This is a genomic window from Haloarcula amylovorans, from assembly GCF_004681185.1.
Taxonomy (GTDB): Archaea; Halobacteriota; Halobacteria; order Halobacteriales; family Haloarculaceae; genus Haloarcula; species Haloarcula amylovorans.
In genome coordinates this window covers 52,505-73,516 of record NZ_SRIF01000011.1, presented here as the reverse complement: position 1 = coordinate 73,516, position 21,012 = coordinate 52,505, and the positions used below count along the sequence as shown (strand labels likewise).

General features: G+C 62.8%; 21 protein-coding genes and 1 pseudogene. 17 read left to right on the top strand and 5 right to left on the bottom strand.

The features are described 5' to 3' along the window. From E4S61_RS22430 to E4S61_RS22420, 3 genes and pseudogenes are all read left to right on the top strand, one after another. Positions 1-789, top strand: a complete 789-nt coding sequence (locus E4S61_RS22430) for a carbon-nitrogen hydrolase family protein (RefSeq protein WP_135306148.1) — start codon at positions 1-3, stop codon at positions 787-789. Between the two features lie 95 nt (positions 790-884). Further along, positions 885-1,382 carry an Lrp/AsnC family transcriptional regulator gene (locus E4S61_RS22425; RefSeq protein ID WP_135306147.1) on the top strand — a complete coding sequence of 166 codons (498 nt, stop codon included), beginning with the start codon at positions 885-887 and terminating at the stop codon, positions 1,380-1,382. 66 nt (positions 1,383-1,448) lie between these two features. Further along, a pseudogene (locus E4S61_RS22420) lies at positions 1,449-1,693 on the top strand (transposase); the annotation flags it as partial. Positions 1,694-1,724: 31 nt separating this feature from the next. Here E4S61_RS22420 and E4S61_RS22415 read toward each other — a convergent pair. Next, on the bottom strand, positions 1,725-2,540 hold the full coding sequence (locus tag E4S61_RS22415; protein WP_135306146.1) for a DUF7839 domain-containing protein: 816 nt from the start codon (positions 2,538-2,540) through the stop codon (positions 1,725-1,727). Between the two features lie 148 nt (positions 2,541-2,688). Here E4S61_RS22415 and cbiT point away from each other — a divergent pair, with 148 nt between their 5' ends. The 11 genes from cbiT to E4S61_RS22360 are packed head-to-tail and all read left to right on the top strand — an operon-like array spanning position 2,689 to position 11,849. Next, entirely contained in the window at positions 2,689-3,258 is a 570-nt protein-coding gene (cbiT, locus tag E4S61_RS22410; protein ID WP_135306145.1) for a precorrin-6Y C5,15-methyltransferase (decarboxylating) subunit CbiT, read from the top strand. Beyond that, positions 3,255-4,109 carry a cobalt-factor II C(20)-methyltransferase gene (locus E4S61_RS22405; protein WP_135306144.1) on the top strand — a complete coding sequence of 285 codons (855 nt, stop codon included), beginning with the start codon at positions 3,255-3,257 and terminating at the stop codon, positions 4,107-4,109. Before cbiT ends, E4S61_RS22405 begins: the two co-directional genes overlap by 4 nt. After that, positions 4,106-4,972 (top strand): cobalt-precorrin-4/precorrin-4 C(11)-methyltransferase, encoded by an 867-nt coding sequence (locus tag E4S61_RS22400; protein WP_135306143.1) that lies wholly within the window; start codon positions 4,106-4,108, stop codon positions 4,970-4,972. The genes E4S61_RS22405 and E4S61_RS22400 overlap by 4 nt, the downstream gene beginning before the upstream one ends. Before the next feature lie 3 nt (positions 4,973-4,975). Next, on the top strand, positions 4,976-5,956 hold the full coding sequence (gene cbiG, locus E4S61_RS22395) for a cobalt-precorrin 5A hydrolase (RefSeq protein ID WP_135306142.1): 981 nt from the start codon (positions 4,976-4,978) through the stop codon (positions 5,954-5,956). A gap of 1 nt (position 5,957) precedes the next feature. Then, positions 5,958-6,857 (top strand): precorrin-3B C(17)-methyltransferase, encoded by a 900-nt coding sequence (locus E4S61_RS22390; protein ID WP_135306141.1) that lies wholly within the window; start codon positions 5,958-5,960, stop codon positions 6,855-6,857. 2 nt (positions 6,858-6,859) lie between these two features. Then, positions 6,860-7,936 carry a precorrin-3B C(17)-methyltransferase gene (gene cobJ / locus E4S61_RS22385; RefSeq protein WP_135306140.1) on the top strand — a complete coding sequence of 359 codons (1,077 nt, stop codon included), beginning with the start codon at positions 6,860-6,862 and terminating at the stop codon, positions 7,934-7,936. Continuing rightward, positions 7,926-8,189: a ferredoxin gene (locus E4S61_RS22380; protein WP_135306139.1), complete on the top strand. Its 264-nt coding sequence runs from the start codon at positions 7,926-7,928 to the stop codon at positions 8,187-8,189. The genes cobJ and E4S61_RS22380 overlap by 11 nt, the downstream gene beginning before the upstream one ends. Further along, positions 8,182-8,895, top strand: coding sequence for a cobalamin biosynthesis protein (locus tag E4S61_RS22375; RefSeq protein ID WP_135306138.1), 714 nt, complete (start codon positions 8,182-8,184; stop codon positions 8,893-8,895). Before E4S61_RS22380 ends, E4S61_RS22375 begins: the two co-directional genes overlap by 8 nt. Next, the gene (locus E4S61_RS22370) at positions 8,892-10,118 is read left to right on the top strand and encodes a CbiX/SirB N-terminal domain-containing protein (protein ID WP_135306137.1); all 1,227 of its coding nucleotides are present in this window, start codon (positions 8,892-8,894) and stop codon (positions 10,116-10,118) included. The genes E4S61_RS22375 and E4S61_RS22370 overlap by 4 nt, the downstream gene beginning before the upstream one ends. An 8-nt stretch (positions 10,119-10,126) precedes the next feature. Then, entirely contained in the window at positions 10,127-10,498 is a 372-nt protein-coding gene (locus tag E4S61_RS22365) for a DUF3209 family protein (RefSeq protein WP_135306136.1), read from the top strand. After that, a complete protein-coding gene (locus tag E4S61_RS22360) occupies positions 10,491-11,849 on the top strand; it encodes an outer membrane protein assembly factor BamB family protein (RefSeq protein ID WP_135306135.1) in 1,359 nt (452 codons plus the stop codon). The genes E4S61_RS22365 and E4S61_RS22360 overlap by 8 nt, the downstream gene beginning before the upstream one ends. Before the next feature lie 104 nt (positions 11,850-11,953). Here E4S61_RS22360 and E4S61_RS22355 read toward each other — a convergent pair whose 3' ends face one another. From E4S61_RS22355 to E4S61_RS22340, 4 genes are read right to left on the bottom strand one after another with little or no spacing between them, the layout of a single operon-like run. Then, entirely contained in the window at positions 11,954-12,358 is a 405-nt protein-coding gene (locus tag E4S61_RS22355; RefSeq protein WP_245180912.1) for a (2Fe-2S) ferredoxin domain-containing protein, read from the bottom strand. After that, positions 12,358-13,128: a CbtA family protein gene (locus E4S61_RS22350; RefSeq protein ID WP_135306134.1), complete on the bottom strand. Its 771-nt coding sequence runs from the start codon at positions 13,126-13,128 to the stop codon at positions 12,358-12,360. Before E4S61_RS22350 ends, E4S61_RS22355 begins: the two co-directional genes overlap by 1 nt. A gap of 2 nt (positions 13,129-13,130) precedes the next feature. Beyond that, positions 13,131-13,319 (bottom strand): CbtB domain-containing protein, encoded by a 189-nt coding sequence (locus E4S61_RS22345; RefSeq protein WP_135306133.1) that lies wholly within the window; start codon positions 13,317-13,319, stop codon positions 13,131-13,133. Positions 13,320-13,377: 58 nt separating this feature from the next. Next, positions 13,378-15,525 carry an ATP-binding protein gene (locus E4S61_RS22340; RefSeq protein ID WP_135306132.1) on the bottom strand — a complete coding sequence of 716 codons (2,148 nt, stop codon included), beginning with the start codon at positions 15,523-15,525 and terminating at the stop codon, positions 13,378-13,380. A 34-nt stretch (positions 15,526-15,559) separates the two neighbouring features. Here E4S61_RS22340 and cobN point away from each other — a divergent pair, with 34 nt between their 5' ends. The 3 genes from cobN to E4S61_RS22325 are packed head-to-tail and all read left to right on the top strand — an operon-like array spanning position 15,560 to position 20,914. Further along, positions 15,560-19,432 carry a cobaltochelatase subunit CobN gene (gene cobN, locus E4S61_RS22335; RefSeq protein WP_135306131.1) on the top strand — a complete coding sequence of 1,291 codons (3,873 nt, stop codon included), beginning with the start codon at positions 15,560-15,562 and terminating at the stop codon, positions 19,430-19,432. After that, positions 19,422-20,153, top strand: a complete 732-nt coding sequence (locus E4S61_RS22330) for a precorrin-8X methylmutase (RefSeq protein ID WP_135306130.1) — start codon at positions 19,422-19,424, stop codon at positions 20,151-20,153. Before cobN ends, E4S61_RS22330 begins: the two co-directional genes overlap by 11 nt. After that, positions 20,150-20,914: a cobalt-precorrin-7 (C(5))-methyltransferase gene (locus E4S61_RS22325; protein WP_135306129.1), complete on the top strand. Its 765-nt coding sequence runs from the start codon at positions 20,150-20,152 to the stop codon at positions 20,912-20,914. The genes E4S61_RS22330 and E4S61_RS22325 overlap by 4 nt, the downstream gene beginning before the upstream one ends. Positions 20,915-21,012: the final 98 nt, after the last annotated feature.

Genomic DNA, 21,012 nt, shown 5'->3' with positions numbered 1-21,012 from the left:
ATGGACCCAACTACCGTCAGTGTCGTCCAGTTCGAGAGCAGCCTCGGACCGGCCGACGACGGGACCTGCGAACGGATGGCCGATGCGATTACGGCCGCCGACGCGGACCTGGTTGTGTTCCCCGAACTCGCGACGACCGGTTACCACGTCTTCGAGGACCTCCCAGCACTGGCTGAGCCCGTCCCTGGGCCGACGACCGAGCGGCTGGGTGCGGCAGCCGCTGGGGCCGACACGGCGGTCCTGTTCGGAATGCCAGTTCGAGAGGACTCTCGTGTGTACAACAGCGCAGTCTGGCTCGACGCGGACGGTGAGGTGCGCACCCGCTACGACAAGCGCCACTGCTGGGGTGCGGAACAGGCCGGCTTCGCGACCGGCGACGAGTACGTCGTCGTAGCGGCCCCGTTCGGTCGGGTGGGCATCCAGATCTGTTACGACCTGAACTTCCCGGCTGCGAGCGCAGCGCTCGCGCGAGCCGGCTGTGATATCCTCATCAACATTTCGGCCTGGACCGCCCGCATGGAGCGGGACTGGCACACGCTACTTCCGGCACGAGCACTCGAGCAGGGGGCCTACGTCGTCGGCTGTAACCACGCCGGTACCGAGGCTGGGCGGACGTTCTGTGGTCGAAGCGCCGTCTACGAACCGGATGGGGCCCGTATCGCGGAGCTGGGCGATAGCCCCGGCCAGCTATCCGTCTCTCTCGACCCAGGAGTGGTGGCTGCCGAACGCCGTCGCAATCCCATGCGCGAGGACCGTCCGGCGACCGACGCCGACGCGAGCGAGCGGTAGCCGCCACCGATCTGAATTGTAATCGGTCCAGAAAACCGGAGCCCGAATTGGAATGATACCAATCTATTAATCCCGTGGCACCCATGGATAATTCGATGACGCAGGTTACGCTCGACGAGGTCGACTTCCAGATACTGCGACGTCTGGACGAGAACGGTGATATCGATGTTGACGAGCTGAGTGACGAACTCGACGTCAGCACCTCGACTATCTACTATCGGATGGAAAAGTACCGGAACAAGGGTATTCTGCAGGGCGAAATCGCCAAGCTCGACCCGCAGAAGCTCGGCCTTGGGATGACAGCGATTACCGAGATCAACGCCGATTACGACGGCCCAGGCTACGAAGAGGTCGCAGAGAAACTCACCAGCCTCTCGGGCGTCCAGCGCGTCTTCTTCATGCTCGGGGAGATGTCGTTCTACGTGCTCTCCCGCGTCCGGGACCACGAGCACCTCCAGACACTCATGGAGGATATCATTCAGACTGAGGGGGTCGAGAACTCGACGACCAACATCGTCCTCCGGTCGTTCAAGGACGAAGACCGGCTGTTGGTTAACTACGACGAGGAGGACTTAGAAGCCCTATTCAGCTGACGAGGATATATCGATACGCTGGAGACTGCGACTGGTCAGTCATTCTCGGAGCTCGCCACGGACGCGGTCGAGAACCTGGAACAGGTCAGGGCCGTCTACGACAAGTCGAAGGGACGATGGGAACTCCATCTCGTCTGCAAAGACGAAATCGAGACGCCCAACGCCCCGGTAACAAGTCGGCTGGTGCTGACCTTGGTATCTGTAACTTCGCGGCAGTCTCGTACAGCACCGAGGAAGCCGACCTGTATCCCAGTAACCGCCTGAAACGAGACGAGTATTACTTCCCGAAAGAAATCACCAAATGCGACGATCTCATATTCACAAACCCGCTAATTGGAGGCGCTACGTGTCTGCTACGTCAACAACTTCATAGCTGAGATTCTGCTCTCGGAGTTTGTCGGTGTGTGCCGAGAGCAGCTCTGTCGAAGAGAGGAGCAGTATATCGAGCCCCTTCGCAGCTGCTTCTTGAACAGCAGACGGACTTCCGAAACGTATGTCAGGCTCGAGATCTGTTGCCTCCGCGACGGCGATAGCTTCGACTCCACCAACGGCTATCAGATCGTGGCTTTCGGCCATTTCAGCGATCCGATTCGAATCCACCGCCGAACTTCCACCGTTTTGAACCCGTGGGATCGAGACGATGGTCACCGAGCCCAAGTCGTAATCGACGACTCCGTCGAAATTCGTAATTCCAACATCCTGCCCTGCCTCCGCGTTTGTTACTGCAACTGCAGTTGCGCTCCCAGTCCCACCAGACATAGCCCGTAGAATACCGTCCTGCATCGTCAGGGAAACTGTCTCTCCTTCGCTGATTTCCGTCGTCGCCATCGCGGTCTCGATCTCGACCTGTCCGATGACGTCTTCAGAAACGTGTTGGACGAAGTGGCGTAACTCGTCGGTCTGTGAAATCAGCCAGTCGACTCCTTCCTTGGTTACTTCGTATCGGCCACGGCCGTGCTTGTTGACGTATCCGTGTTCAACTAGGTCTTGGAGGTAATCGCTCACAGCCTGGGCAGTAATCCCGATGGCATCGGCGATCTCTTGTTGGTTTACCGCGGGTTGTCGTTCTGCGATCTGGACCAGGATCTGATACCGAGTGGCGTTTCGCTTGCTCTGGAGAACGCCGAATTCCTCGGGATCGGCCGCGTTTTTCGGCATTGTCTCATCTCTGGACTGGGAGCTAAAGTAACTTTGGCTTAGAACGTCTAAGATTGAGTAAATATGGCCTCTATGGTAATTACACCCAACTCAGATTTTTCTAAAACAACCAAAATTGTTTTACACCTCACGATAGTTGCGTTCGGTGATGGCACACGTATCGCTCCCACACGATGCGAAGGCCGGTCCGACGAAACCGGAGGTCAGGGCCGTCCTTCTCAGCAAACTCGACCTCAGACCGACCGACCACTTCGCAGAGGTCGGTTCGTGTACCGGCGCCGTTACGATCGAGGCGGCGCGGCGCGCGGGTCGGGTCACTGCACTCGAACGAAAAGCAGAACGGATCGAAACCACCAGAAAAAATCTCGCTGCCAATGACGTAACCGGGGACGTTGCCCTTCGGGAAGCCGAAGCTCCCGAGGGGGTACCCGGAGATGTCGATGTCCTGTTCATCGGCGGCAGTCGGAACTACGAGGCAGTCCTCGACCACGCGGTCGAAACCGAAATCGACCGTGTCGTCATGAACGTTTCGCGGCTCGAAGTCGCTGGAGCCGCCACCGAGGCGTTTCGTGAGCGGGACCTCCTCGAAGAAGTCGTCCAGTTCCAGGTGAGTCACGGGTACGAACTCGCCGGCGCGACGAGTTTCAATTCCGACAACCCAGTGTACATGCTGGTAGGCGGAACCGATGTGGTCGCGACAGACGGGAGACAGCGATGACTCTCTACGGTATCGGACTCGGCCCCGGCGACGCCGACCTTGTAACCGTACGCGGACGTCGCATCCTCGAAGCAGCGGACGTCGTCTACTCACCGGGACGCCTCTCTCGGTCGGTTGCGACCGAACACGTCCCCAAAGACCGAATCGGTGACGTCGACTTTCCGATGACTCGCGACGAGGACGAACTCCGGCGAGCGTGGCGCGAGGCCGCTGAAGAGATCGCACCGCGTGCTCGCGATGGAACTGTGGCGTTTGTCACGCTCGGCGATCCGAACGTCTATTCGACATTCGGGCACTTGCGGCGGACGCTCTCCACGTTTCACGCTGCTGTCGATATCGAGGTCGTTCCCGGAGTGAGCGCTGTAACGGCCTTTACCACGGCTCTTGGCGTCGAGATTTCTTCCGGGGCGAGTCTCGCGCTTCACGAGGCCGCTCGTGGTGCAGCACCGACCGGACCAGATCGGATGATTCTGTTCAAGGTCACCGATGTCCCGACGACCCACGAACACCTCGTCGAGGCGGGCTATGACGTGGTGTACGGCCGCCGACTGTACATGGAGCAGGGCGCGACGGTCGTGACGGATAATCCCGATACGCTGAACGAACGCGACTACTATACGCTGGCGTACGCGGAGAAACGCGATCTCGATTCGGAGCCGGCAACTGCGGCCTTCGAAGAGACCGAATCGGAGAGCGACTCTGACACCGGAGCGAGGGCGAAGACCGATGGCGGGGCGCAGCCTGCTTCAGAGCCCTGGTCTGGGGATGAGTTTCGGAGTGATACCGTGTCGATGGAGCGAGCCGAAGGTGAAGCCTGCGGCGACGAAGTCCCGGAGGTCCCGCCGCGATGACCGATCCGCAAGACGCTATCGACACGGAGGCGGCCACCCGAGCGACGGAGCGGGACCCTCGGATCGAGGAGCGAACTGCTGGCGAGAGACAGGAAGGTATCCCGTTCATCGGTGCCGGTCCCGGCGACCCAGGGCTCCTCACTGTCACCGGTAGAGAGCTGGTCGAGGCGGCAGATCTCGTCGTCCACGCCGGATCGCTGGTCAACAGCGAACTCCTCGACGAATACTGTGCGGACGCCGAGCAGGTGTCGAGCATCGGTAAAGACTTAGAGGAGTTGGTGCCGCTGATGCGGGACGCCTACGAGGCGGGGCGGACGGTCGTCCGTCTCCACAGCGGCGACCCGGCAATCTACGGAGCAGCGCTGGAGCAGATGGACGCGCTGGAACACGAGGGAGTGCCGACCTACGTCGTTCCGGGCGTGACCTCGGCGTTCGCAGCCAGTGCGACGCTCCGGACGCAGCTCACGCTGAACGGCGTAGCCAACCACGTCGCGTTCACTCGTCCCCAGGGGAAGACGCTCGACCCGGAGGACGACCACATCGGCGAGTTCGTCGAGATGGGCGACGTGACGACTTGCATCTACCTCGGGACCCACGCGGTCGGGGAGACGATGGACCGCCTCCTCGAAGACGGCCACGATTCGGAGACACCGGTTACCGTCGTCTATCACGCCTCGTGGCCGGACGAGGAGATAATCGAGGGAACCATCGGAACGATTGGCGAGCGTCTGGAGGCAGCCGGCTACCGCGCGTCCGCGCTCGTCATCATCGGCGATGCGGCACGAAAAGCGGGATACGAGCGCTCCTACCTGTATGGAGACTGGGCGAACCGTGGTTCAACTGAGAGCGAGGCAGACGACTGACTCATGAGTACCGACACGGACGATACCGAGCAGGACGAATCGGGCGGCCACTGTTCCACGCCGGACTCGGACGGGGAGGAGGCCGAGGAAATCGCGATCATCAGCTTCGAACGAAAGCTCGACACCGCTCGCGAGATCGAGGCGGGAATCGGCGACGGCTACGAGCGCGTGGACATAATCGAGTACCACGGCGACGTGTTCGCGGAACACTGGGGCGAGTACGATTGCTTCGTCGGGCTGATGGCCTCGGGTATCGCGATGCGCAAGACCGCACCGCTCCTCGATGATAAGTGGGACGATCCCGCTATCGTCGTCGTCGACGAGGCGCTCACGTGGGCAATCCCGATCACGGGCGGCCACCACGGTGCGAATCAGGTCGCCCACGATCTCTCACAACTGGGCGCAGTCCCGGCGATGACGACCGCGAGCGAGGCTGCGGGCAAGCAGGGCGTCGAGAGCAAGGCGAAGGCGCTTGACACCCACGTCGTCAACGGCGATTCCACGGTTGCGACGAACCTCGCCGTCCTGAACGACGAACTTGGCCCAGTGGCTCGTCTCGACGGCCCCCGAGCGGTCCTCGTCGGCGACGACGTGACCGTTCTCAAGCGGAACACCGAGGACGGCGTCGTTCTCGGAACCGGCACCGTCTCGGGGGTGCAGAAAGCGCAGGTGCTCGATGCCTGGGAGGCTGCCCTCGACCACCTGGGACTGAAGTTCTCGGACGTGGCGTTCGTCGCGACCGGCACCCGAAAGGAGGGCGAAGAGGGGCTCTACGAGGCAGCCCAGGAGATCGGGGCGGGAGTCGTCCTCTTCGAGAAGGACACGCTGGCGGAGTTCGAGGGCCCCTCCCCCTCGCGGTCGAAGGAACTCATCGGCTGGCCAGGTATCGCCGAAGCGTCGGCCATTGCCGGCGGCCGCAAGCACGAACTCGCCCGGGAGAAAGAGCGGTTCGATGACGCCGTAACCGTTGCGGTGGGGCGGTAACATGGATGGCAGAGGTGCCGCCACCGACGCGATGGGGACACTCTACGTCGTTGGCATCGGCCCTGGATTGCCCCACGCGATGACGCAGCGGGCCAAGGACGTCATCACTACCGCCGATTGCGTCATCGCGTCGAACCTCTACCAGGAGTTCCTCCGGCGTGACGGGTCGCTTCCCCCAGAAAACGCCGAGGTGGAAGCAGCGCCTGACGGGGGGACGACGGCGGGAGACGAGTCCGGTACCGTCTTCGAGCGGCCAGGAGGTACCCGCCAGACCCTCATTCGCTCGACGATGGGCCAGCAGGTCGAACTGGCCCGTGAGGCGTTCCAGCGCGTCCGGGCGGGCGAAGATGTCGCCCACGTTTCTGGTGGCGATCCGAACGTCTACGGCAAGAGTGACCTCCTGTACACGATGGCCGAGGCGGACGAGGCGTACGACGTTCCCATCGAGGTGGTCCCCGGTGTGACGGCAGCGCTCGGCGGCGCGGCGAATCTCGGCGCACCGCTGTCGAACGACTTCTGTACGGTGTCGCTGTCCGACAAGTGGCGCGGATGGGACGAGATCGAAGAGAAGCTCCGAGCCGCAGCGATCAGCGGGTTCGTCATCGTCCTCTACAACTGCTGGCGGGACTATCAGCGCGCTATCGACGTGGTTCGCGAGGAGCGAGCCGACGACGTGCCTGTCGGCATCTTCAACGACGCTGGCCGCGACGATGCAGGTCGAAATCTGGACGACGAGACACACACCATCACCACCCTCGGCGAGGCGAACGACCACGACGACGAGGTCGGCGGGATGGGAACGTCCATTCTGATCGGCAATCACGAGACGACGGTCTGGGAAAACGACTACGGCAAACACCTCGTCACCCCGCGCGGCGGGCGTGACGTGGACGACTTCTGACAATGAGCACTGACGACACCACCACTGAGACGAGCACAGACACCGAAACCAGCTGTGGCGCGAGCGACGCTTCGAACGCGGCTGAAACTGCGACTGACACCGAATCCGATTCGAAATGCGGAGCTTCAACCACGGACGCCGAGGCCGACGGTGGCGTCACGAGCGCAACCGGAACGGCGACAGACGCTGATGAGAGCACGTCGACGTGTGGCGGGTCCACGTCGTCGTCCAGCTCCGGATGCGGGAGCTCGAAGAAGTCGACGACCGACGAGAAGGTCGGGTCGACCGTCGACGACTTCGAGGCAGATCCCGGACGACTCGTCGCAGTTGGCTTGGGTCCCGGTCAGCCGGAGGGGATGACCCAGCGTGCCCGCGGGGCGCTGCTAGACGCGGAGCATATCGTCGGGTACACCACGTACGTCGAACTCCTGCCAGAGGAGGTCACGAAGTCGGCAGCGGAACTGTACGACACGCCGATGTGCGGCGAGGTGTCTCGCACCGAGGAAGCAATCGACCGCGCGCTCGCAGGCAACGATGTCGCTATCATCGGGAGCGGCGATCCGAACGTCTACGCGCTGGCCGGTCTGGCGCTAGAGATTCTCGAATCGAAGGGCGCGACCGCGAGCATGGTTGATTTCGAGGTCGTCCCGGGCATCCCCGCAGCCCAGTCCTGCGGCGCGCGGTTGGGCGCACCGCTCGTGAACGACACCGTCAGTATCTCCCTGTCGGACCACTTGACATCGATGCCGACTATCGAGTCACGGCTCCACGCGGCAGCGAAGGAGGGCTTCACCATCGCGATCTACAATCCATGGAGCCGCAAGCGTCGGGAGAACTTCCAGAAGTGCTGTGAGATTCTCATGGAGCATCGTGCACCGGACACGCCCGTTGGTGTCGTCCATGGTGCGGGACGCGACGACGAACAGGTAGACATCATTGAACTCCAGGAACTGCAGGAGCTCGGCGAAACGGACCTCGTCGACATGACGACGACGATCCTCGTCGGAAACGAGGAGACGTACGTCTGGGACGACCGGATGGTGACGCCGCGAGGGTACGAGTCTAAGTATGACTACTGAGTATCAGGTGCGGCTCGACCGCAACGCCTGTGACGGCGTGTTCGCCTGTCTCGTTCGAGACGACCGCTTCGTCGAGGCCTCGGACGGGTTGGCGACCATCGATGGGAGCGGCGACTGTAGCCACGAGGAGCGCGAGGTGAACGGAAAACAGCTCGTGACGTTCACCGACGATCGGCTGACTGCGGCCAAACAGGCGGCCCGCGCCTGCCCGGTCGACGCGATCGACGTGCTGACGGAGGAAGACGATGAGTGACACGAACCGACGGTCCACGACACCCGACCCGGTCGAGGATCTGCTCACCTCGACACCCGCCACGGCGTACTTCTGGGGACGCGTCGCCGGTGATGGCGAATTGACCCAGAACTGTGTGACTGTTCGGACGGCAGACGAGACGTCGGCCGACGCGCTTGCGGCAATCGCTGGTACCGACCCAGACCACGACCATCGAACCGCTGCTCGCGAGTCGGCGCACGACGCCTCTATCGTCCGGTTCGAAGACGAGTACAAGGTACAGATATTCGGGATGCTGGCCGACCGCGCAAGTGCTGCGCTTGGACTTCCCGTCGACGGACAGCCTGGTGGATATCGGTTCGACACGTTCTCAGAGCATCGTCCACAGCTCGTTCGTGGAGTACTCGAGGCCTGTGGCACTGTCTGTTTCCGTGAGTCCGCAGGGTCGGTCGGTATCTCGTTCGTCCACGACGACGACGCCCTGCTTCGGACGGTTCAGTCGCTCCTCGACGCCGCTGCTCCCCCCGTCCCGGCCGACGACCTCTCCGAGACGTCCTCCGGTGGCTACTGGTTCGGTCTGGGAGACGATGCGGACACGGCGGCGTTTGCACGATGGGTGTACGCCGGCAGCGACGGGTCAGGACTGTACTCGGCGGAGCGGCGGCAGAAACTCCGCCGGAGCGTCGAACGTGCGACGGGTAGCGAGGTGGGCGAACTCTTCCGATGACCACGAACGCGAAAGCGACCCCGGTCGGGCTCGACGACGAAGCTGTGCTGCTGGTCGGACACGGATCTCGCCGCGAGAAGTCGAACGAGCAGGTCCGCATGCTCGCCGCCGACCTGGAAGGACGACTCGGCGTCCCGGTCGATGCAGGATTCCTCGAACTCGCGAACCCGTCGATTCCCGACGCAATCGAGGGGCTTGCATCGAGCGTTTCGCGAATCACTGTCGTCCAGCTGTCGCTCTTCGCGGCGAGCCACGTCAAGAACGACGTGCCACTAGCGGTCCAGAATGCCCGCACGGAACATCCCGAGCTTACGATCCACAACGGTGCACATCTCGGGGTGCATCCCGCACTCGTGGACCTCCTCAACGATCGGGCCGCGGCTGTGGAAGCGGAGCTGGGAGTCGACCGCGACGAGGCGGACGTCGCGGTGGTCATCTGTGCCCGTGGCTCCAGTGACCCGGACGCGAACAGTGACGCACACAAACTCGCCCGGCTACTGTACGAGGGCCGCTCGTTCGAGCGTGTCGAAACGTCGTTCATCGGTGTTACCGAGCCGCGCCTCGAGGAGACGTTACACACAGTGGCGAAAAACCGTCCGGACGCAGTGGTCGTGCTTCCGTACATGCTTGGGGACGGCGTACTCACCGGACGGATCCGCGACAATGCCGCCGAGTTCGACGACGAGTACCCGTACGTTGACGCCGCGGCCGGCGACCCGCTCGGGACCGACACCCGAATTCTGGACGTGCTCGGTGATCGTTGGCAGGAAGCTCGAACTGACAGCGTGGATATGTCCTGTGACACCTGCAAGTACAAGGTGGAACTCGACGGGTACGAGGAAGACGTCGGCGGCGCGAGAGCGATGCTGCGGGCGCTGACACACCAGGAATCTCACGCAGACCGCGACGACGTGGACGCCCAGCCCCACGCGCACGACGCACCGGAGAAGCACGTCGCGGTCTGCACGAATCAGACCTGCGCCGCCGACGGCTCACCGGCCGTTCTGGAACGGTTGCGACAGGAGGCCCGGGACTCCGACGCTTGTGACGCCCGCATCACTCGCTCGTCGTGTCTCGGCCGCTGTGGCGACGGCCCCATGGTCGCTGTCTATCCCGACGGTGTCTGGTACGGGAATGTCGACCAGGCCGGCGCGGAGCGAATCGTTTCGTCCCACCTCGATCGGGGCCGCATCGTCTCGAACCTCGTCGGTCAGACGCTATAACCACACTCATGAGTTGCTACGAAATCGAAGCCCTACGACTCGGGCTGATGAACGTGCTCGGGACCGAAGACCGGAGCGCGCGCGAACACGCGGAGAAAGAATTGGAGGGCCACCTCGATGGCCCAATCGAGGCCCTGGCAAACGCGGAGACCCTTTCGGGGATCAAGCGCCACCTCGACGCGGCGCTCGTCGACCTTGAGGAGGAAATCGCTGCCACCGATTCAGATAATCCGGAATACGAGTACATGCGTGGACGGCTAGTGGCCGTCCGCGACGCGGAGCGTGCCGTCCACCGATTGACCGACCAGGGCGAGAGTGTTCTCGGCGGGTTGGGTGAGGCACACGACGTTCTCCACGAAACCTTCCCCGTCGATGAGTAACGCGCGAAAACGGCGAGCGATCGGACTCGGCGACGTACCGCCAGCTCGATCACGGCATGCAGGCAGACGGTCGGCAGTCGCGTTGGCCGACGAACTAGTGGTCACTGGGACGGCCACCGGCGACGTGGTCGCTCACGATCGAACCACCCTCGACATGCGCTGGCGCACAGGAAGGGAAACCGAGATGACGTCCGTCGTCGCAGCGGAGCCGTTCGCGGACGGCGTCGCGGTCGGCGAGCGCAGTCCCGAGGGCACCGTTAGATTCTACGACCAGGACACCGGCGAACTTCGGTGGCAGTACGCCACAGCGACGGACGTCGGGACCCCGCAGAAAGCGTCCCGGTTCTTCCTTCCTTTCATTGCCGATATCGAGACAGAGGGAGATCGGTTGTACGTTGCGTCCCGTCGCTACGAACGCGGGGGCGAGCGGAGCGAGCCCTCGGAACGAGCGAGCGGGGAGAGCGAGGTGAGCAAAGCGAGCCTCGGAACAGCGAACGGGGAGGCGGACCCGACCCGTGAGCGAGAACGACCCGGGAGCCGCGATGGGGTGCGTCGATCGTTTACCAGTGTCGTCTACGCGTTCGACGAGACGGGCGATGTCGTCTGGACGCACGAGACCGACGCCTCCCCGATTAGTCTCGATGTCGGAGATCGCCGCCTAGCCATTGCGTACAATCGCTGTCCCGGCACCCATCAGCACGGCCTTCTCGTCCTCGATACTGAAACGGGTGCTGTGCGATACGAATGGGATCCCGGTACCGACGGCCAACGACGCGTCGGTGATGTCTCGCTCGTCGAAGATGGAGTCGTGGTTGCCAGCCACGGAGACTACTGTGGCTACCGTCTTCGCGACGGGGGTGCCGAACAGTGGTGTGTCAACCTTGGAACCCCCACGACAGTCGACGATGAAACGCTGTACGCGTATCCAAACCACGTGCACGCGACGGCGGACGGCGCGGTCTTCATCACGGGGAACACGTATTCGACGGAGGGTCGCGAGACAGCGTCGCTGCATCCCCGTGAGCATACCGCTCTCGGGTACACGCAGGACGGCGAGCGCGTCTGGACAGCCTCGGTGGGTGGCTTCGCGAGCGAACTTGGTGTCGAAGGTGACCGCGTAGCCATTCCCGGGGCGCAGCACTTTCGCACGCGCAATGCCGAGGTTCACGGTTTGCGAATATTCAGTACGGAAACTGGCCCCGAAACGACCCTCGAAACCGATGGCATCGTCACAGCGGTCGCACTGGACAGTGAATCGTTCGCTGCCGTAGAGGAGCCGATGGTCTATCACGACGACGGAGTGAAACGTGGCACCTATCGGTTGTTACTCGGAACAGCGTCTGCCAGATAATTCTCGACTCGAACTCCGTCAAAGATTCTTCGGAGCGCCCGACCTGCCAATGACCACGCTGCTCCTTGAACCGCTAACCGCCAGTCGTCCGCTTTCTGATTCCGTTACTCGTGGGCGTGCTCGTCATCTACGGAATTTTTAAGCTCCTCACCTGACCCACCGGCGGCATTGCTTCCATGGCTGATTCCCAAACGCGACGCGTCGGCACCGAATTCGTCTTCGAGCAACTCCGGTACATCTTCCGGGAGCACGTCCGAGTACCACCGGTTTCGGGGATGGATTGCGATTGCGGTGCCGTCGGCGCTACAGAGTCCGAGACAGCTCGTCTCGGCGACGTGGACGCGAGACCAGAAGACGCCCCGTTCACGCAACCACGACTTCACTGCCTCGTACACTTCTTCACCGTACGCCTCCGCACAGCATGCGTACTCTGCGTCTCGCATGTTCGTACAGACTAATACATGATCGGAGAACCCGTTCTCGTGGACGTCTTCGGTTCGCGATCTCATCAATCTGCAGCGAGAGTTCTGTCGGTGTGATCGGTCCCGACCGCCGGGGCTGCAATATTCTCCGATTGACGACGAAGCCGAGCGTGCGTGCCCGCGAGGAGCAGCCAGAGTAACGCCTGTCCGAACACGATCAGTCCGATCAGCCCGGCGGCCAACTCGGGTGGGAGGGGGCTCTCTACTGCGTTCACCGGTGAGAGAGCGGCTGGAATCGCGAGCAGACAGGGTGAGAGCATCGCGACGATGGAAGCGGTCGTTCGTCCGCGTGTCTCTCTGAGCCGACCGTACACGAATCCTGCGAACAAACAAACGAGCGCACCGGCCACCATCATTCCCCCGTAGAGTATGATTCGCGTCTCCGTCGAGAGCGCTTGTTCCACTCCCGGTGGCTGTGGCGGGAGAATGAGCCACGGAGCCCCCGAGACGGTGATGAAGCCAGCGACGGCCAAGAGATAGCTCTTCGTTCCACCGGTTCCCGGGATTGCGGGTTCGAGGAAGTAGTACGCGATGCCAAAGACGACGCCACCCAGAAGAATACCCCAGAGAACCCCGGAGACGACACTCACGCCGTTCGTAACCACCATCGAAACGGCGCTGTCGTGGTGTTCGCTACCCGCCTCCTCGTGATGCTGACTGACAGCGTGATCACTCCCATGCCCGACCTCGTCAGCGAACGCGACCAGTGGATTGGCGACGAGTGCCATGAGTAGACCGAACACTAGCCCGGCAATCACTCCTGCCTTCACGCCTCGTTTCAGGTATTCGGCGAACATGATCAGTGGCAGGTAATACCCGCCGCGTGCCGGAAGTTGTGCATCGAATCGTGCAGCATCGGCTCCTGAACGAACAGGAGGGCGAATCCGAGTGCCGCGACGAGAGCGAACCCGACGGCCAGCTGCGTTGACGTTAGTTCCATGCGAGCCTGTTCAATCCGACCGTGAACGGTGTTATTGGCAGTCGCCATTCTAAACCACACTTGCACAACATCAAGCAAGATTGTAAACCTTCCGGACGAACCAAACCTAACTTTCGTGTGCGACATCGACGGCCACCTCGATTCGGTCGGCAGACAGTGCGGAGAGCGGGACACGTTCGCCGTCCGTTTCGTCGGCGACCAGGTCCGTCACACCGGTTCTGTCACCGTCACTCGCGTCGACGACGACCACGTGAGGCTCGTACTCGCTCAATCGTCTAGCGGCTTCACGCGTCTCACGGATTGGGCTCTCTTTCGCAACGTTCGCTCGCCCATCAGTAACCACCACAACGACACTGGCACTCGGTTCGGCCCGATCGAGCACGTCGCCAGCCGTGCGGAGACCTGACGGAAGTGGCGTCCGGTCACCGGTCGGCAGATCCTTGAGATGTCGAGCGGCGAGGGTGACACTGTTCGTCGGTGGGAGGAGCACGTTTGCTTCCTCGCCGGCAAACGCGACGAACGCGACTTCGTCGCGCTTTTGATACGCGTCCTTCAGGAGTTCGAGGACGGTCCCCTTCGCTGCACGCATCGCCGGTAACATCGACGCGCTCGCGTCCACGACGAACACCACCAGCGCGGAGGACTCGCTCTGGCGGACAGATTGACGTAGGTCACGCGATTCGACGGACGAAGCACCGCGGGCGGATGCCGCTCGAACCGACGCCGCAACGTCGATGCGTCGGTTCGAATCCGCCCGCCGACTCCGTATCCGTGCTCCATCGGTGTCTGCGTGTGGCTGTGTCCGCGACCGGAATCCGCTACCTGCTCTCCCGCTCTCGATGGCTTCGGGTGCGGTCAGTTCGGGAGCTCGTCCCGCCCCGATGTCAGCACGGGACTGTCCAGGGACGACCGGCGTCCCTTCCGTCACGTCGTCGTTTTCGTCCGCCTTCCTGTTCTCGTCCGTCGCCTGCGCTTCGACGTCGTCAGTCCCCGCCTCGTCACTCCGTTCCAGGGACGACGCGCCGGTCTCGGCCCCGTCGCACTCGCCGTTTTTTTCCGACGGACCGGAATCGGTTGAGTCCGACGTGTCTGTCCCCTCGGCGTCTTCAGCATCTCCGTCGTCGTCCATTCCGTCCGAAGTATCCTCGTCGCCGGAGGGTCCCTCGTCGGGGCGGTCGTTTCGGTCCCCCTGTCCGTCGTCGTCACTCTCTCCATCGAAGTGGTCGTCGATGAGTTCACTCGGATCGGGCGCGTCTTCGAACGGTCGAGATCGAAGCCGGTGAGGGAGCGCGAGTTCTGCCGCCCGCTGCACGTCGGCTTCGATGACCTTCGAGCGCCCGTCGAGAGCGGCGAACGTCATTGCGGCGCGCGCTGTCGCGATGTCTCCGCGGTGTCCCTCAACACCCGAGTCACGACATAGTTCCGCTATGTCCCGGGCGAACTGTGTCGAAAGATCGACTTCGGAGAGCCGTTTGCGGGCTTGCCACAACTGCTCTCGGAAGTCTCCGTTCTCAAAGCGTTTGTTGGTCGATTGCTCCGTTCCGTCACGATCTGTTCGTCCGATCGCTCGGTCGATGATAGTGACCCGTCGATCCACGTCTTCACAGGCGGTGACCGTCGCTTGGAGCGCGAAACGGTCGCGAAGCTGTGGTCTGAGATCTCCCTCTTCGGGATTCATCGTCCCCACGAGCGTGAACCTGGCTGGATGGGAGACACTCATACCGTCGCGTTCGATTCTGTTGACCCCGCTCGCCGCCGCATCAAGTAACACGTCGACGAGGTGATCGTCGAGGAGATTTACCTCGTCGACATAGAGGATACCGCGGTTCGCGCGGGCGAGCAGTCCGGGGTCGAACTCGTAGTCGCCGTCGAGCGCGTCCGCCACGGAGAGCGTTCCGACGACCTGCTCCCGGGTCGCCCCCAGCGGGAGCGTCACGAGAGGAACCGACCGTTCGGTCGTCGGCGGGTCTTCCCGCTCACGGCAGGCCTCACACTGCTGTTCAGGCACGTTCGGCGGGCAGCCGTACGGACAGTCCTCGATGGCGTCCTGTCCCGGAAGAAGGTCAGTTAGCGCCCGCACCGCCGTGGACTTTGCAGTTCCTTTCTCACCTTGTATGAGGAGGCCATCCAAGTTACCGTTCGCTGCGATGGCACGTAAGGCTCTCTTGAGCTCCTCCTGACCGACGATCTCCGAAAAGGCCAGCGACGTCCCCCGACCGTGCGAAGCTTTTTTGCCCTCGCCGTAATCAACCATACTTGTATTATCGCAATGGAGGTTTAACAACGTTATGCCAACAATCGGCCTTTACACCGCGACCGAGAACGAGCTCGGAGCCGTCCAGCAGGCGGCGGCGCGAGTTGACGTCGACTTGGTCGTTCGCTCGGAGAGTGATCTCGACGATCAGACAGACGTCGACGCGTTCCTCGACGAACTCGAAGATGCGGCGGCGGCGATCTTCTGGCTCCACGGCGCTGAGGAGAGTATGCCAGGGTACGACCACGCCGTCGGCCGTCTGGAAGAGGCCGGCGTCCCGCTGGTCGTCAAATCCACCGGTGACGCCTACGCACTGGATGATACGTCTGTCACTGCGACAGACCGCGATCGAGTTTACGAATACCTGGAGAAAGGTGGGACCAGCAACGTCGCGAACTGTGTTCGGTTCCTCGTCGACGAGTACGGGGAACGCGAGTGTGACTACGACGACCCGGTGACACTTCCAACGGAGGGTGTCTACCATCCGGACCACCCCGGAGCGTCGTACGAGGAATTGACCGATACCCTCGATCCCAACATACCGACAGTCGCTATCTGGTTCTACGAATCTCACTGGACCCACGAGAACACGCGGTACGTCGACGCCCAAGTACGCGCCGTCGAAGCCCAGGGTGCAGATGCACTCCCGATTTTCTGTAATCCCGCGACAGACACCGACGAACAGTGGGATGCTGAACACGTGACGGAGGAGTGGCTGCTGGACGACGGCGAGCCGGTCATCGACGCCGTGCTCTCGTCGTTCATGTTCTCGCTCTCGATGGACGAACGAGGGCGGGCGGCCGACGACGAGGGAGCCAGCGCGGAAGACGTCTTCCTCGACCGACTCGGCGTGCCCGTCATCCAGACTGTGACGACGATGCGATCTCGCTCTCGGTACGAGAAGAGCGACACGGGCGTCATGGGCTTCGAACTCGCGCTGTCAGTCGCGCTCCCGGAGTTCGACGGCAACGTCATCACGCATCCAATTAGCGGTAAGGAACGGACCGACGACGAGGCCGGTATCGGGAGCGCGCCGAAACAGCACTTCCCCATCGACGATCGGGTGAACCACGCCGCGCGGCTTGCGGTCAACTGGGCGACTCTTCGGCACACCTCGAACGAGGAAAAGAACGTCGCGGTCGTCCTGCACAACTATCCGCCGAGCGACGACGGCATCGGCACTGCCTTCGGACTCGATAGTCCCGAGAGCACCGTCAACCTCCTCGAAGAACTTCGCGAGCGCGACTACGACCTCGGCGGCTCGGTCCCGAAGAGCGGCCAGGCCCTGGTGGACCGGCTGACCGCACAACTCACTCTTGATGACCGTTGGGTCGCCCCCGAAGACGTGCGAGAGTTGAGCGTCGATGTCGTGTCCACGGAGCGGTATCGCGAGTGGTTCGCGGACATGGACGAACGCTTCCAGACGAACGTCGTCGACGAATGGGGCGAAGTGCCCGACCGTCCGTTCGCCATCCCCGGCGTCGAGTTCGGAAACGTCCTCGTCACCGTCCAGCCACCGCGTGGGTTCGGGATGGACCCCTCGAAGGTCTATCACGACTCCGACCTCCAGCCCCCCCACGACTACGTGGCGTTCTACGGCTGGCTCCGAAACGCGTTCGAGGCCGACGCCGTCGTTCACCTCGGCACGCACGGAAGTCTGGAGTGGCTTCCCGGCAAGACGGTCGGGCTGAACGGCGAGAGCGCTCCGGACCAGCTCGTCGACGATATCCCGAACGTCTACCCGTACATCATCAACAATCCGGGCGAGGGGACCCAAGCGAAACGGCGCTCGTACGCAGCCATCGTCGACTACCTGACGCCGGTGATGCGCAACGCCGGCACTTACGACGAACTGGCCGAACTCGAGGAACTCGCCGACCAGTATCGGGAAGCCGGGATGCAAGACGCCCGCACCGACGACGGGGAGCACCTCGAACGGCTTCTCCGAGAGAAAGTCGACGACCTCGACCTCGCGGTCGAACTCGGCACCGCAGGCGATATCGACGAGAGCGAGGCGCACAGCGCCTCGGCACGGTCGAGCGGGGAAGAGAGCGACCCGCGAGCAGAGGTCGACGTGGACGAACTCGTCGAACGCGTCCACGAGTACCTCACGGACGTGAAGACGACGCAGATTCGGATGGGGCTCCACACGATGAGCGAGCCCCCAGAGGCGGACCGTCTCGTCGAGTACCTCGTCGCACTCACGCGCCTAGAGAACCCAGGCGGGCCAAGTCTCCGTGAAAGTGTGGCCGGTGTGCTCGGCGTCGACTACCAGCGGATGCTCGACGAACCGGGGGCGTACGACGACGAACTGGGCACGACACTCTCGGAGGCTGCCGACGAAGTGTACGAGACGAGTCTCACGCTCGTGGAAACGCTGGCCGCACACGACTTCGACATCCCGGCTTCGGAGGCAGAGGCGGGACCGGCGGACGAGGTCAACATGAACCTCCTCGTGGTAGACATCGACCCACTCGGGGACACACGTGCGACATCCGGCGCACACAACGACCTTCGGGACGCGCTGGCGTTCATCTGTGAGGAGGTTGCCCCCCGGGTGCGAGGTGCGGAGGACGAGATTCCGAGAACGGCAGACGCCCTGGCCGGCGAGTACGTCCCGCCTGGCGGGAGCGGTGCGCCGACGCGAGGCGGGGTCGACCTGCTACCGACGGCACGGAACTTCTACACGCTGGACCCACGGAAGGTACCGGCCAAGAGCGCGTGGCGCGTCGGGCGGGAGATAGCTGACGGCATCGCGGCGCGTCACCACGATCAAGAAGGCGCGTATCCCGAGGAGATCGGCGTCGTCGCGTGGGGAACGCCGACCGTTCGAACGCGGGGCGAGACCATCGCGCAGGTGCTTGCGCTGATGGGCGTCGAACCCGAGTGGACCGACGCCGGACGTATCGACGGGGTCGCTCCAATTCCATTGGACGAACTCAACCGCCCCCGAATCGATGTCACGACTCGTGTCTCGGGGCTGTTCCGCGATGCCTTCCCACAGGCCGCAGGTGTCGTTCACGACGCCGTCGACGCGGTCGTCGACCTCGACGAGCCATACGAGATGAACTACGTCAAAAAGCACGTCGAGGAGGAAGCCGAGCGACTCAGCGAGCAGGGTGTCGACGACCCCGAAAAAGCGGCCAGACGTCGGGTGTTCACGACCCGACCGGGGGGGTACGGTGCCGGGACGAACAAAGCAGTCGATGAGGGGAACTGGGACGACCGGTCCGACCTCGCCGACGTGTACGTGCAGTGGGGCGGTTACGCACTCGGGAAGCGAGGACGGGTGACGGAGGCGCACGACGCCTTCGAGCGACGCCTTGGTAGCGTCGACGCTACGGTCAAGATCGAGGACACCGCCGAACAGGACGAGTTCGACAGCTCCGACTGGTACGCGTTCCACGGCGGGTTCATCACCGCCGTTTCAGAGATCGCAGGCGAGGAGCCTGCCTCCTACGTCGGTGACTCAAGCGACCCCGACAACGTCTCCGTGTACACCAACGAGGAGAAGGTTCGCAAGGCGATGCGCGCCCGCGTACTCAATCCCGACTGGCTCGATAGTATGGCGGACCACGACTACAAGGGTGCTGGTGACCTGTCGACCACCGTGGATGTCGTCCTCGGCTGGGACGCGACCACAGGCGTCGTCAGTGACGCGCTCTGGGCCGACGTCGCCGAGAAGTACGCGTTCGACGAGGACCGACAGGAGTGGATGCGCGACGTGAACCCGTGGGCTCTGGAGAGTATCAGTGACACACTCCTCGAGGCAATCGACCGCGGACTGTGGGACGCCGACGACGAGACCGCCGACGAGCTTCGGGACATCAACCTTCGAGTGGACGGTGACATCGAAGCACGTGCCGGGAGCACGAACGCACCGGAGGTGTCCAGCGATGACGACTGACGAGAGCCGAACAAACGGCGGTAGCGAGGACAGGAACGTCAGCGACGTCGAGGAGTACGCAGACCTCGGTGCGACGACCGAGAACGCGATGGAGATCGCCGAGACGAGTATGGATCGCGTGCGCGAACTCGTCCCGGACGAGACGCTGGCCGACCGTATCCGGCAAAAGAGTGTCCATGCGACGGGCGATTCCGAGTTCCAGTACTTCGTCCGGTTCACCGGTGAAGCCGAGGACGAACCGGTCGTCGCCGGCGCACGAGCGGTCCTCGACGAGCGTCCCATCGTTACCGACATCACGATGGTCAAAGCCGGTATTACTGGTCGCGGTCACGACTGTCCGGTCCAGAAGGCCATCGGGAACGGTGCCGAACTTGCGAAACAGACTGGCATGACGCGGACGGCTGCGTCCGTACTCGAACTCGACCGACAGGGGACTTACGACGGTGCCATCGCCGTTATCGGGAACGCCCCGACCGCAGCACTCGCCCTCGCAGACTGCATCGCAGACGGCACGCGCCCTGCCGTGGTGGTCGCCACCCCGGTCGGCTTCGTCAAAGCTGCGGAGAGCCGGAAACGGCTGCGCCAGGTCGCTGAATCCTACGGCGTCCCTGCAATCACGAACGTCGGCCGTCGCGGCGGAAGCGGGTTGGCAGCCGGCCTGACGAACGAACTCGTCCACGTGGCGAGCGATGTTCGGAGTGGAGAGGCCGACCTCCCGTGAGCGACACGTACGACTTGGACGCCGGCCCCGATCCAGCGACGCTGGCGGCGTCGGTCCCTGAAACGGAGTCTGCATCGGCGGAGAACCCGGTGTACGCAGTCGGCATTGGTCCGGGTAACCTGGAGTATCTGACCCCTCGCGGCGAGCGCGCAATCCGCGATGCTGATGTCGTCGTGGGTTTCGAGACTGTCGTCGAGTTCGTCCGCGAGATGACGAACGCTGACCTACTCACATGTGGGTATCGTGATGAAGCCGAGACGCTTGTGACGTTCGCTGAGCGCGTGGCTGACGGGGAGTCCGGAACGGCCGTCCTGATGGGTGATCCGAACCACTCGGGCTACCAGTTCGTCGGGAAGGTTCAGGCCGCTGTCGAACGGCCAGTTCGGGTCATCCCTGGAATCTCGTCCCTGCAGGTGGCCGCCAGCAGGGCACGAACACCGCTGGAGGAGACAGTATTCGTGACACTCCACAAGAGTGGGGATATTACACGCGACCTCCGTCGGCTCCGCGACGCGGTCGGTGAGCGACACCTGCTTGTACTCCCGCGTCCCTACGACTGGATGCCGGAAGACATCGCCGCCGACTTACTCGATGCAGGCGCTTCCCACTCACTGGAGGTTCTCGTCTTAGAACATCTGACACACGACAACGAAGAAGTGACCACGACGACGCTGGGGAAGCTCCAGGCACTCACGAAAGAATCAGATGGAGAGACGTCACCATTCTCTGATCTGTCGGTAGTAGCTGTTCGGTCCGACTGAAGCGCCATTTTAATCACTGTTACCGCTATCTACGGGCTACTGATCCATTCTGTGTCACTATTGCCACTCCCACGCTGAACGATATCGGCCTCACCAAA

Coding starts and splice junctions, on each gene's coding strand:
- E4S61_RS22400 (WP_135306143.1), top strand. CDS start 4,106: ATGACCGATCCGCAAGACGCTATCGACACGGAGGCGGCCACCCGAGCG.
- cbiG (WP_135306142.1), top strand. CDS start 4,976: ATGAGTACCGACACGGACGATACCGAGCAGGACGAATCGGGCGGCCAC.
- E4S61_RS22355 (WP_245180912.1), bottom strand. CDS start 12,358: ATGAGATCGCGAACCGAAGACGTCCACGAGAACGGGTTCTCCGATCAT.
- E4S61_RS22345 (WP_135306133.1), bottom strand. CDS start 13,319: ATGGCGACTGCCAATAACACCGTTCACGGTCGGATTGAACAGGCTCGC.
- E4S61_RS22380 (WP_135306139.1), top strand. CDS start 7,926: ATGACTACTGAGTATCAGGTGCGGCTCGACCGCAACGCCTGTGACGGC.
- E4S61_RS22405 (WP_135306144.1), top strand. CDS start 3,255: ATGACTCTCTACGGTATCGGACTCGGCCCCGGCGACGCCGACCTTGTA.
- E4S61_RS22375 (WP_135306138.1), top strand. CDS start 8,182: ATGAGTGACACGAACCGACGGTCCACGACACCCGACCCGGTCGAGGAT.
- E4S61_RS22430 (WP_135306148.1), top strand. CDS start 1: ATGGACCCAACTACCGTCAGTGTCGTCCAGTTCGAGAGCAGCCTCGGA.
- E4S61_RS22390 (WP_135306141.1), top strand. CDS start 5,958: ATGGATGGCAGAGGTGCCGCCACCGACGCGATGGGGACACTCTACGTC.
- E4S61_RS22365 (WP_135306136.1), top strand. CDS start 10,127: ATGAGTTGCTACGAAATCGAAGCCCTACGACTCGGGCTGATGAACGTG.
- cobN (WP_135306131.1), top strand. CDS start 15,560: ATGCCAACAATCGGCCTTTACACCGCGACCGAGAACGAGCTCGGAGCC.
- E4S61_RS22340 (WP_135306132.1), bottom strand. CDS start 15,525: ATGGTTGATTACGGCGAGGGCAAAAAAGCTTCGCACGGTCGGGGGACG.
- E4S61_RS22350 (WP_135306134.1), bottom strand. CDS start 13,128: ATGTTCGCCGAATACCTGAAACGAGGCGTGAAGGCAGGAGTGATTGCC.
- cobJ (WP_135306140.1), top strand. CDS start 6,860: ATGAGCACTGACGACACCACCACTGAGACGAGCACAGACACCGAAACC.
- E4S61_RS22415 (WP_135306146.1), bottom strand. CDS start 2,540: ATGCCGAAAAACGCGGCCGATCCCGAGGAATTCGGCGTTCTCCAGAGC.
- E4S61_RS22330 (WP_135306130.1), top strand. CDS start 19,422: ATGACGACTGACGAGAGCCGAACAAACGGCGGTAGCGAGGACAGGAAC.
- E4S61_RS22425 (WP_135306147.1), top strand. CDS start 885: ATGACGCAGGTTACGCTCGACGAGGTCGACTTCCAGATACTGCGACGT.
- E4S61_RS22370 (WP_135306137.1), top strand. CDS start 8,892: ATGACCACGAACGCGAAAGCGACCCCGGTCGGGCTCGACGACGAAGCT.
- cbiT (WP_135306145.1), top strand. CDS start 2,689: ATGGCACACGTATCGCTCCCACACGATGCGAAGGCCGGTCCGACGAAA.
- E4S61_RS22360 (WP_135306135.1), top strand. CDS start 10,491: ATGAGTAACGCGCGAAAACGGCGAGCGATCGGACTCGGCGACGTACCG.